General features: G+C 65.0%; 10 protein-coding genes. 4 read left to right on the top strand and 6 right to left on the bottom strand.

Annotated features, from left to right (window positions below):
* Positions 1-126: 126 nt before the first annotated feature.
* On the top strand, positions 127-366 hold the full coding sequence (locus FV242_RS30530) for a hypothetical protein (protein ID WP_147941532.1): 240 nt from the start codon (positions 127-129) through the stop codon (positions 364-366).
* Positions 367-454: 88 nt separating this feature from the next.
* Here the strand turns inward: FV242_RS30530 and FV242_RS30525 are convergent, their stop codons facing one another.
* Genes FV242_RS30525 through FV242_RS30515 form a run of 3 tightly spaced genes read right to left on the bottom strand, consistent with a single transcriptional unit; the run spans position 455 to position 5,000 of the window.
* Positions 455-820, bottom strand: coding sequence for a response regulator (locus FV242_RS30525; protein WP_147941531.1), 366 nt, complete (start codon positions 818-820; stop codon positions 455-457).
* 41 nt (positions 821-861) lie between these two features.
* Positions 862-4,155, bottom strand: a complete 3,294-nt coding sequence (locus FV242_RS30520) for a GAF domain-containing protein (protein WP_147941530.1) — start codon at positions 4,153-4,155, stop codon at positions 862-864.
* Positions 4,152-5,000, bottom strand: coding sequence for a Crp/Fnr family transcriptional regulator (locus FV242_RS30515; RefSeq protein WP_147941529.1), 849 nt, complete (start codon positions 4,998-5,000; stop codon positions 4,152-4,154). Before FV242_RS30515 ends, FV242_RS30520 begins: the two co-directional genes overlap by 4 nt.
* A gap of 292 nt (positions 5,001-5,292) precedes the next feature.
* On the opposite strand from FV242_RS30515, the gene FV242_RS30510 reads away from it, so the two are divergent.
* A complete protein-coding gene (locus tag FV242_RS30510) occupies positions 5,293-5,712 on the top strand; it encodes a hypothetical protein (RefSeq protein ID WP_147941535.1) in 420 nt (139 codons plus the stop codon).
* A gap of 305 nt (positions 5,713-6,017) precedes the next feature.
* The gene (locus FV242_RS30505; RefSeq protein ID WP_246692961.1) at positions 6,018-6,263 is read left to right on the top strand and encodes a hypothetical protein; all 246 of its coding nucleotides are present in this window, start codon (positions 6,018-6,020) and stop codon (positions 6,261-6,263) included.
* Between the two features lie 35 nt (positions 6,264-6,298).
* On the opposite strand, the gene FV242_RS30500 is transcribed toward FV242_RS30505, so the two are convergent.
* Positions 6,299-7,369 (bottom strand): hypothetical protein, encoded by a 1,071-nt coding sequence (locus FV242_RS30500; RefSeq protein WP_246692962.1) that lies wholly within the window; start codon positions 7,367-7,369, stop codon positions 6,299-6,301.
* A gap of 272 nt (positions 7,370-7,641) precedes the next feature.
* On the opposite strand from FV242_RS30500, the gene FV242_RS30495 reads away from it, so the two are divergent.
* On the top strand, positions 7,642-7,812 hold the full coding sequence (locus FV242_RS30495; RefSeq protein WP_147941528.1) for a DUF3606 domain-containing protein: 171 nt from the start codon (positions 7,642-7,644) through the stop codon (positions 7,810-7,812).
* A 234-nt stretch (positions 7,813-8,046) separates the two neighbouring features.
* Here FV242_RS30495 and FV242_RS30485 read toward each other — a convergent pair whose 3' ends face one another.
* Both FV242_RS30485 and FV242_RS30480 read right to left on the bottom strand, forming a co-directional pair.
* Complete coding sequence (locus tag FV242_RS30485; protein ID WP_147941526.1) at positions 8,047-8,520, bottom strand: tellurite resistance TerB family protein; 474 nt, start codon at positions 8,518-8,520, stop codon at positions 8,047-8,049.
* 79 nt (positions 8,521-8,599) lie between these two features.
* On the bottom strand, positions 8,600-8,824 hold the full coding sequence (locus FV242_RS30480; RefSeq protein WP_147941525.1) for a hypothetical protein: 225 nt from the start codon (positions 8,822-8,824) through the stop codon (positions 8,600-8,602).
* Between the last annotated feature and the right edge of the window lie 786 nt (positions 8,825-9,610).

Below are 9,610 nucleotides of genomic sequence, written 5' to 3'. Positions count from 1 at the left end.
CCCAAATTCAGTGCTCTGGCGATCTACCGGAAATTGGTGCACAAGACGACATCACTGACCTCGATCCTGGCTGTCAGTGCCTGAGAGTAGCGAGTGCTCCCGCCCTACTTCGCGCGGAGCACCTGCATGTCACGCTACTACTTCGATATCCACGACGGCACCTCGCAATTTGACGATGCGGGCACCGAATGCATCACTTTGGAAGAGGTGCGCGCGCAGGCTCTGAAGGTTCTTCCTGATATGGCGCGCGATCAGACAGCCGAAGGCAACGAGCGGCTCATCTACACGGTGCTGGCGACCGATGAGGATCATTGCCCCGTCTACTCAGCCACGCTGTCTCTTGTGGGGCTATGGCTGATCCGCTGACGGCTGCCCATCGTGGCGAACGCATGCCTGCACGCGGACCGGCGCGTGACCTACGCCACTCGGATTTCCGTCGCGGGTGATCTAATCTCTATCGTATAAGTTTGCGTACGGAGGAGGCCGCGAACGGCTTACTGAGGAAGGAAGCCCCGGTGGGCATCGCGTCCGGCTCTGGCTGCGGCCACGCCGAGCAGATCACGATGCGAGTGTCAGGCCAGCGCTGCGCTACTTCACGGGCCAGCGCCAACCCATCCCGTTCGCCCGGCATGCTCACGTCCGTGAACAGAAGGTCCACGCCGCCGAGCCGCTCCAGGTGCTCCATCGCCTCGGCGGCGTTGCGCGCCTCATGAACCTCAAACCCCTCATCAGCGAGGGTATCGACGGTTTCCATCCGTAGCAGGGGTTCATCCTCGGCGACGACGGTCAGCGCACGGTGATGCGATGTGAACTCATTCATGCACCGAAACAGGCACCGGCCTTCAGGGTTCCAGGTCGCGATTAGACGATGGGCTGGAACCCTGCGAGCGGCGCGATCAACTCGCAGACGACGCCATCGGCCGGGTAGCACAGCCGGACTATGCCGCCGACATCACCAGCCAAACCGCGCTCGATCAGGCGGGAGCCGAACCCTTTGCGAGTGGGCACCGCCACGGGTGGCCCACCGCTCTCCCGCCACGTTAGCCGAACGGTCTGGACATCAGCGATGTCCTCCACCACCCAGGTCACATGAACCATGCCGTCCGGCGTGCTCAGCGCGCCATACTTGGCCGCGTTCGTCGCCAGTTCGTGCATCATCAGCGACAACGACAGCGCCCCCTTTTCATGGATGCGCAAGGGCGGTCCGTCTAACCGGAACCGAACCTTCTGCTCATCATCGTGCAGCTGCAGCGCCCCTGCTACGATTGCGCCGATCTCGGCGCTCTCCCCTTGCCCGACCAGCAGGATGTCGTGCGCCTTGCTCAGGGCGATCAGGCGCGCCGCCACCGTCTCCTTGGCGGTGTCCACGTCGGTGGCGTTGCGCAGGGTCTGGGTAACAATCGCCTGGACCATCGCCAGGGTATTCTTCAGCCGGTGCGACAGCTCGCGGTTGATCAGCTCCTGCTGCTCTTCCGCGTGTATCCGAGCCACGGCTGCCTCGACGCGGTCGGCGGCCGTGCGTAGGAATGCGACCTCCTCCGGCTGCCACGTGCGCACCTGACGATCGTGCACGAAGAACAGCGCCGTCGTGCGCCCACGCTCGCGCACGGGCATATTGATCAGGGCGCGGATATCCAATGCCGAGAGTGAGCGCCCGTCGGTTGCGGTGCGAGGATCAGTCCGGACGTCGCCGATCACCACCGGGTGCCCCTCCAGCAAGCCCTCACGCAAGTTGCCGTAATCGGTGAAGCGGTGAGGGCCTGCGATGCTGACTTGGCCCTCGGAGGTCCAATCCTGCTCCAGCGTCACGATCTCGCCGGAGTGATCAAGCCGACCGAACCCAGCCCGGCTTACCCCTAGGGTCTCGCCGACGATCTCGGCGGCCGTCCGGGTCATCTCTTGGATGTTGGTGCCGTCGCGCAGGCGATCGCCCAGCGTGACCAACGCGGCTTGGCGTAGACCCTCGAGCTTGCGCGCGGTGATGTCGATCGACACCCCGGGGTAGCGCTGGGGTCGGCCGGCGGCATCGTGGTAGCAGCGTCCACGGGCATAGACCCAGCGCACGCTGCCATTGGCCTGGAGCAGGCGATACTCCTCAGCAAATTCCCCACCAGTGGCGAGGGCGTGCTCGATCCTGGCGCTGACCCACTCCCGGTCCTGCGGGTGGATGCCGTCGATGTAGCGCGCGATCGAGGTGCCGACGGCAGCTTCCGCCGGATCGACGGAGTACAACTCGGCGAACCGGGCGTTGGCCACGATGCGGTCATTCTGGATGTCCCAGTCCCACCAGCCCACGGCGCCTGCAGCCTCGAACGCGAGGTTCAGGCGCTCCTGGCTGATGCGTAAGGCTTCCCGGTCTGCCCGCTGCTCGGTGATATCGCGGGCAACACCGGCAAAGCGTACCGGGCGCCCGGCCTGGTCATGCTCGATTTCGCCCTTGCGCGCGATCCAGCGGACCTCGCCCGTATCCGGCCGAACGATGCGGTACTCGACATCGAGGGGAGCTTCGCCGCTGCGCCGCGAGCCGGCGGTGGAGATCAGGTGCCGATCCTCCGGAATGACCAGCTGCTCGAAGGCGGTGGACGGGTAGGCGTCGGCCTCCGGAAGCCCGTACAAGCGGCAGAACTCCGGGCTGGGCCGCAAGATGCCGTCGGCGATGCCGATGGAGAACACGCTGACACCGCCGGCCCTCTGGGCCTGCTGCAAGCGTAGCGCCGCTTCTCGTAGGGCTTCGCCACTCCTGCGCTGCTCGGTGCGGTCGCGCAGGATCTTCACGAACCCGATGGCCCCACCGTCCTCGTCGCGCAGCGCCATCATCTCGCCCGAGGCCCAGAGCCGGCCGCCGTCCTTGCGCAGGTGCCAGCGCTCGTCGATGCCGCGGTCCTCGGTCAGCGCACTGTGCATCTCCTGCTCAGGGATGCCGGCCGCGCGATCCTCGGGCGTGAAGAATACATCGGCCGGCTTCCCGCGCACCTCCTCAGGGATCCAGCCAAGGATACGCGTGGCGCCCACGTTCCAGTTTGTGACCATGCCATCGAGATCCATTACGACGATGGCGTAGTCGGTGGCGCTCTCGAAGATCGCCCGATACTGGCTCTCGCTCGCCTGGACGGCGCGCTGCGCGGCCGCTTCGCGGACCTCGATCAAGCCGGCCGAGGCGGCGCCTGCAAACAGGCGGGCAGCCTGCAGGTGCCGCTCCGTGAAGGCCTCGGGTCGGCTCGACTGCAGCTTCAGAACGCCGATGCTGCGGCGGCCGCGGAGCACAGGTACGACCACGCAGGAGCGCAGCTTCATCCGCTCGGCGCGAAGCTGGTTGACCCGCATATCGACCTGTACGTCGGACACCAACAGCGGCTTGCCGGATTGGAAGCAGGCGCCCGATAGGCTGCCCTCCAGCGGCACGCGCTTGGCCTGAAAGGCGGCGAGGGTGCCGGCGACGGCCCGGTATTCCAACTCGTTGCCGACGGCCAACTCGATGGCCCCGCCGTCAGCCTCAGGCATCGCCGCCATGGCCCCGGCAACGAGGATCTTCAGGATGGCATCAAGGTCACCGCCGGTCTCCGAGATCGCGGTTTGGGCTCGATAAAGCGTGTCGCGGGTACGCTGAACCGCAGCTTGCTCCGCCAACAGCCCGTCGCGTCCGGCAACGGCTCGGTTAAGTTCGAGCTGGCTCATCACCTGTCGAGCGAGCGCCTTCAGGCTTCTAGCCTGAACCTCGGTCAGACCGCCAAGACGCGGCTCGTTGTCGATGACGCACAGGCTGCCGATGACCTGTCCCTCGGAGGTGCGAAGGGGCGCGCCGGCATAGAACCGGATGTGCGGCTCGCCGATGATGAGTGGATTTGCCTTTGTACGCGGGTCTGCTGTGAGGTCAGGAATGACCAGCACGTCCGGCTCGGTCAGGACAAGGGCACAGACTGAGGAATTCAGGTCCGTCTTGCATGAGGCGAACCCGACCCGGGCCTTGAACCACTGCCGGTCCGCCGCCACCAGGCTGACCAGTGCTATGGGGGTCTGGCACAGCTGTGTCGCCAATTGCACGATGTCGTCGAAGCCTGCCTCCGGTGGCGTATCGAGAATATCGTAGCTCTTCAGGGCTGCGAGCCGACGCTCATCGGCCACCGCGCCTGGAACGGGCGTCTGATCCAGCGTCACAGCTTGCGGGTCTTTGCAGTACGAGCCGGCTTCACAAGCGCGGCGAGGACGGGCGGACGTAGGGTTTCGGGATGGCCTGCGTCGAGGGCCACGATCTCGCCTGAGCGCCCGTACACGGCGCCCAGGACATCCTGAAAGTGCCGACGCACGTTGGCGTGGCACTCGCAGGCTGCCTGCTCGATCCCAGGGCGGTTGACGAGCTTGAGCCTACCGCGGCTGATCCGGATCAGCCCACTGCGCTGCATCTCACCCAGCACCTTAGTTAGGTAGGCGCGACGCACGCCCATCATCTCTGCGAGCATCTCGTGGGTGACCGGCAGCTCGTCGGTTCCGAGCCGATCCTGCATCGTCAGTAGCCAGCGTAGGCAGCGCTGCTCGATTGGGTGGACGGCATTGCAAGCCACTGACTGCAGTAGCTGCGCGACCAGACAATCGGCGTAGCGCACGAACAGGTCACGGATAGCGGCAGAGGCCTGCTTGGCCGCGTTCAAGCGCTCCGCCTCGATGCGCATAGCTGGGCCGCCGACCTGAACCACCGCTTGGCTGAAGGCTGGCAGGTAGCCGTGGCTGACGACGCCGCCGAGAGCACCCTCGTGCCCGACCGTAGCGGTCTCGACGGATTTACCGTCGCGAAGCGGCAGGACGAAGGTGATGATCGTCCGGCTCAGGGGAAACGTGACGTGCGAGACCTCATCACCGACGCGGAAGAGGACGTCGCCGCGCAGAAACTCAGCTGGATGGAGATACGGTGCAACACGCGTGCGGTCTGCCTCACTCAGCGCCTGCAGCAGCAGATTGCTCTCGAATGGAACCTGCGCGGCCAGCGCAGGGGCTGGCAACGACATCGCGACCTCCCGACCGTCGCTGCGTAACGCGGGAACAGGTGCGTGTCTGTCCATTGGAGGACATAACGCATAATTTTGGTCTGTGCCCCGACAAGTTGGCGGCTTGGCTCGCTACATCTATCATGCTCTTGGACCAGGGAGGATTTGACCCAGGCCCAGTGGCATGACTGATTTCTGGCGAACGGTTGAGGCAGCCGCAGCCGCCTGAGTTCCGAAGAGTGCCCTCATGCGATCCGTGAAGGCGCCTCACTGATACGCTTTCTTCACCATGGGTGGCACAGTGCCGACCCCCATGGCGATCCGGCCCGAGCACCGCTTCTTCTACCCGATCGACTGGCGCGAGCTGTCAATGGCGATCCGCTTCGGCCACGCGCAGGGCCGGTGTGAGAGCTGTGGGCGGCCACACGGGCAGATGGTCTACCACCTCGGCGACGGGCGTTGGTGGGACGCTGAGGCCGGCCGTTGGCGCGATGGCTGGGGCCGCCGGATCCGGATCAGGTCTGGCGTCGATATCCTCGGCCGCGCTCGGCGGACCCATGTCGTCCTGGCAGCCGCTCACCGGGACCACGACACGGCCAACAACGCGGACGCCAACCTCGCGGCCTTCTGCCAGCGCTGCCACATGATCCACGACAGACCGGAGCACCAACGTCGACGCCGACGCACGCTGTTCCAGCGGAAGGCGATGGGAGACTTGTTCGGTGGTCCCTAAACCTGAGGCATCGACCTACGATCGTCCGTGTTTAATGATTTGTTGCGAACAACGTTTAAGTTGCGCTCGCATGACGAATTGATCGCAAAGCACATGGAACTTTTAGACGTCTATACTGATCTCCGTTAAGTGGTACACCGCCCTGTAATGCTAGGCTTATCATACGAAATTCATTTATTCAGGTTGTATCCGTGCTGATATGCAATCTAGGTCGCGCATTTCTCGTTGGTACGCCTATCGCGCTCATAGCAGGGTTACTCGCGCTCGGACCGGCCCAAGCCGATCTTGCCAACGTCGTCCGCGTCGTGCTGCAGAAGGGTCGGCAATACGCCCCCACCGACCTGTTCCTCCGCCGAGGTGACACCATCGTCCTGGTCAACGGGGACGACGGCGCGATCCATCATGCCTTCATCGAGGCGGATCGGTTCGCGTTCGACGCCGGCGATCAGGAGCCGGGCAAGCAGGCCACGCTGACGCTGAAGGAGCCCGGCGACTTCGTGATCGAGTGCGGTATCCACCCGAAGATGAAGCTTACCCTCCACGTCCAGTAGGAAGGCCACCACCGAGCTCTGTCTACCGGACTGCCTCAGATCACCGGCAGGCCGGTCAGGCCTTCGTACAGGGCCTCGTGGCCGACGTAGTACAGCGCCAGGAAGGTCGCGAGCGCACCACCGTAGTAGGCCGGAGCCCATGTGATGTCGCGGACCCGCACCGCGGTGCGCACGTCGTCGGCGGCGATACCGAGCAGCACGACGATGATCCCGGAATGCCCGATCGCGTCGACCTTGCCGAACTCGAACACCGCCGAGACGAAGATCGCCGCCAGGATGATCGCCGCGGCGCGTCGCACCAGCGGTGTCCAGATCAGCGCGAAGGCCAGGGTGAACTCGATGACGCCGGCGGCCTGCATGAACAGCTCGGGGGTCGCACCCATGGTCATCTGCGGCTTGGCGGCGAGCAGCGGGTCGGTCCACTGCGGGTAGGCCCATTTCTCGACCGAGGCCCACATCAGCGTGACGGCAGCGGCCCAGCGCACGATGTCGAGCGGACGCAGGCCGAAGGGCTTCAGGTTGAGGCCTTGGCAGACGAGGTAGACCGCCACCCCGAGAAACACCGGATAGTCGGCGAGGTGGAACACGCCGTACTGTGCGGTGGCGAAACTGAACAGGAAGACGATGCCCAGGCCGGTGAGCGGCATGGTCCGGCGCCAGATCAGGCCGGCGGCCAGCGCGAGCTGGAACCACGGGATCCAGGCGACGTCGGTCTTGAGCTCTGGGGTGAGGATGATGCCACCCATCCCCCACAGCGAGACGAAGAAGAAGCCCAGCGTGGCGCGGACCAGAAGTTCGGTGTCGGTGCGGATCCGGGTGGTCACACGATCCAGCGCGTTGAGCAGGGCACCGCCCAGCGGCGTACCCTCGGCCAGGCACCCGAACATCAGGCACAGGATGGCCAGACCAGCGAGCCACTCGAAGTCAGCGCACAGCACCTGCTCGAGGCCGCGCGGCTGCCCGGCGATGTCGTAGGCGCAGAACCATTTCACGTGAGCGCTAGCGGAGCTCGTACCGGCGAGGAGGGCCAAGGGTGGGGCTGCGAGGCTCGCCAGCGCATGCGTCCCCAGGCGACGCGTGAGCCTGAGCGCCGAGACCCGAACCATGATTACCTCGAAAGACGTGGCGGGCACCGACCCGCCTACGTATTTCCTCACAAAGCAGGGCTTTGCGCCAACGAATTATTAACCTGAGTTACGCAATGGTTAATAGGGCAAATCAGTGTGGATCTAGGGTCTGGAGGCATCCAGGTCGGTAGGGTGACAGGGATCGTTTCGGCAGATTGCGGTGTACCACCAAGATGCGGCGGCAACCGAGAAGGCTGCTGTCGGGTTGGCCGTAAAATCCTGGCTACGCCGGGAAAACGCTGGATTAGACCATGCCGACTGAGCTCCGTGACAAGGCACACATCGACGTGTTCGACCGCGCCACTCACGAAGGCTGGGCGCTGCGCTTCGGCATCAGTGAGGAGCGCCTGCGGAAAGCCGTGCGCATGGTCGGCTCGCGCGTTACCAGTGTCGCCGCCTATCTCGGCCACCCACTCCGCTGATCGAAAGGCGCAGAACCTTGAGCCTGGAACTCTACACCAGCTCGAACGGGGATCGCTGGCTGTTGCTACGCGATCCCACCGACGGGCGAAGCTTCGTCCGCCACGAGGCCAACCCGAGCTCTGGTGGACACGTCACGGACACCGCGCTGGCTGCCTTCCTTGCTGCCGACCGCGGCGGACCTGAACACCAAGCGTTGTGGATGTGGATTGGGGGGCTGGTCGAGAGTGGAGAGCCTACACAGAAGACGGGGTTGGCGTAGGCTGAGCTATCGCGGTTTGCATCAGCTCGGCTTTGTCGACGATAAGGGCTGCAGCGATTTCGGTCAGCGCCTTGTCCTCGATCTCGCTGACGCCCTCATGGTCGGCGACATCGGCGGCCACCAAGAACGCGTCCTGCCGCTGCTCCATCGGACGGCCGGCGATCGCAGCGACCCGGCGTAGGTTCTCCACTCGGCCGGCGCGGGTCCGTGCTCGGGCGATCGCCTCGTACAGTGCCTCCTCCAGCATCAAGAGGTCGTAGCCCTTTTCGATGATCGGATTGGCGCGCAGACCGACGAGCGCGGTCTCGAACTCGTCACCCGCCACCTCGCCGTCGGCCACGATGACATTGGCCGCGGCCGAGATCCCCGCCTGCATCAGCGCTTCGTCGCCGGCATAGGCCGTGACAGTCCGGCCGAAGCGGGCGAGCAGATCCTTAAGGGCGTTCATCGCGATCCGAGGGGTAGAAGGAGGTGAGCCGTCACAGGCTCGCGTAGGCGGATGCCGTCGAGAGGATGTAGAGCCGACGTTACTTCGGGTCGACGCTCACGTTACGAGCCAGGATCCAACCATAGCCACAGGGCCCGGTGTACGCCTGCTCGACCGGCACGAGGATTGTAGTCCGGCAAGCGAGCGACGCTGATTCGTAGACGACGCCCAACCACAGTCCGAGCTTCTCGCAGACCACGACCGTGTCGCCGTCATGCAGGCGGCCGATCTCGCAGAATGGAGCTTCCCCTGGTCCGCTCTGCACCGCCAAGAAGCTCTGCTGTTCGCCCCGACCTCGATCACACGCCCCTTCTCCGGGCAGGCACCGTCGCCGGTCAACCCGTGCATCAGGATCGGCGCATTCAGAGGGGTTGTTTCGGCCTCAGCTAAGCTGGGCGGCAGGAGCATGAGAAGCAGCCCAAGACGCAGCGCAAGGGATGACATGAGCGTGCCGCGCTGCCGTATTCAATAGGGGGCGCTATCGCGCTGAGCTGAGTGGGTGTGACGGCGAACAACGCGGCCGGTGCTTAAGGGGATCCGGGCCATGGGCCGGCGCTTGCGGTGTCCAGTTCCCCCGCCGCACCGACCCTCACGCGCCTGCCCGGCCGAGGCTTCACGGGCGCCCTGCGGGGAACTGGCCCGGAGAGCGCCTGTCGTCACGTGCTTGCCCGCCGCACGCTTTGCGGTGTCGCGAACGCCTCGGGCGCCCTGACGGGAAGAAGCAGGGCTGTAGCAGGCGCGGATGGGGTTGTCGCTGATCAAGCCGCCCTGATGCCTCGAGCAGCCAATTGCTCAGCCCACTCCGCCACGCGTCACGCTCAGCCTGAACCGCCTCGATCAGGGCATGCAGGTTCCCGGCGTTGATCGTGGTCTCCATCCGCACGAAAGGGCCGCTTAAGACCTACATGCTATGGTAACGCTAGAGTAGGCGCGATCGCGAGGTGCCTGATGCCCTCGATGCAGCGCCTGACGCGTCCGTTCCGTTCCGCCCGCACCTGGATCGCACTCGGCGTTCTGGCGCCCCTCGGTATGGTCGTGGTCTCCGGCCTCA

Origin of the sequence: Methylobacterium sp. WL64 (genome assembly GCF_008039945.1) — a bacterium.
In the GTDB taxonomy this organism is placed as follows: Bacteria; Pseudomonadota; Alphaproteobacteria; order Rhizobiales; family Beijerinckiaceae; genus Methylobacterium.
This window is presented reverse-complemented; position numbering and strand designations above follow the sequence as displayed.

Coding starts and splice junctions, on each gene's coding strand:
- FV242_RS30510 (WP_147941535.1), top strand. CDS start 5,293: ATGGCGATCCGGCCCGAGCACCGCTTCTTCTACCCGATCGACTGGCGC.
- FV242_RS30530 (WP_147941532.1), top strand. CDS start 127: ATGTCACGCTACTACTTCGATATCCACGACGGCACCTCGCAATTTGAC.
- FV242_RS30485 (WP_147941526.1), bottom strand. CDS start 8,520: ATGAACGCCCTTAAGGATCTGCTCGCCCGCTTCGGCCGGACTGTCACG.
- FV242_RS30515 (WP_147941529.1), bottom strand. CDS start 5,000: ATGTCGTTGCCAGCCCCTGCGCTGGCCGCGCAGGTTCCATTCGAGAGC.
- FV242_RS30495 (WP_147941528.1), top strand. CDS start 7,642: ATGCCGACTGAGCTCCGTGACAAGGCACACATCGACGTGTTCGACCGC.
- FV242_RS30525 (WP_147941531.1), bottom strand. CDS start 820: ATGAATGAGTTCACATCGCATCACCGTGCGCTGACCGTCGTCGCCGAG.
- FV242_RS30500 (WP_246692962.1), bottom strand. CDS start 7,369: ATGGTTCGGGTCTCGGCGCTCAGGCTCACGCGTCGCCTGGGGACGCAT.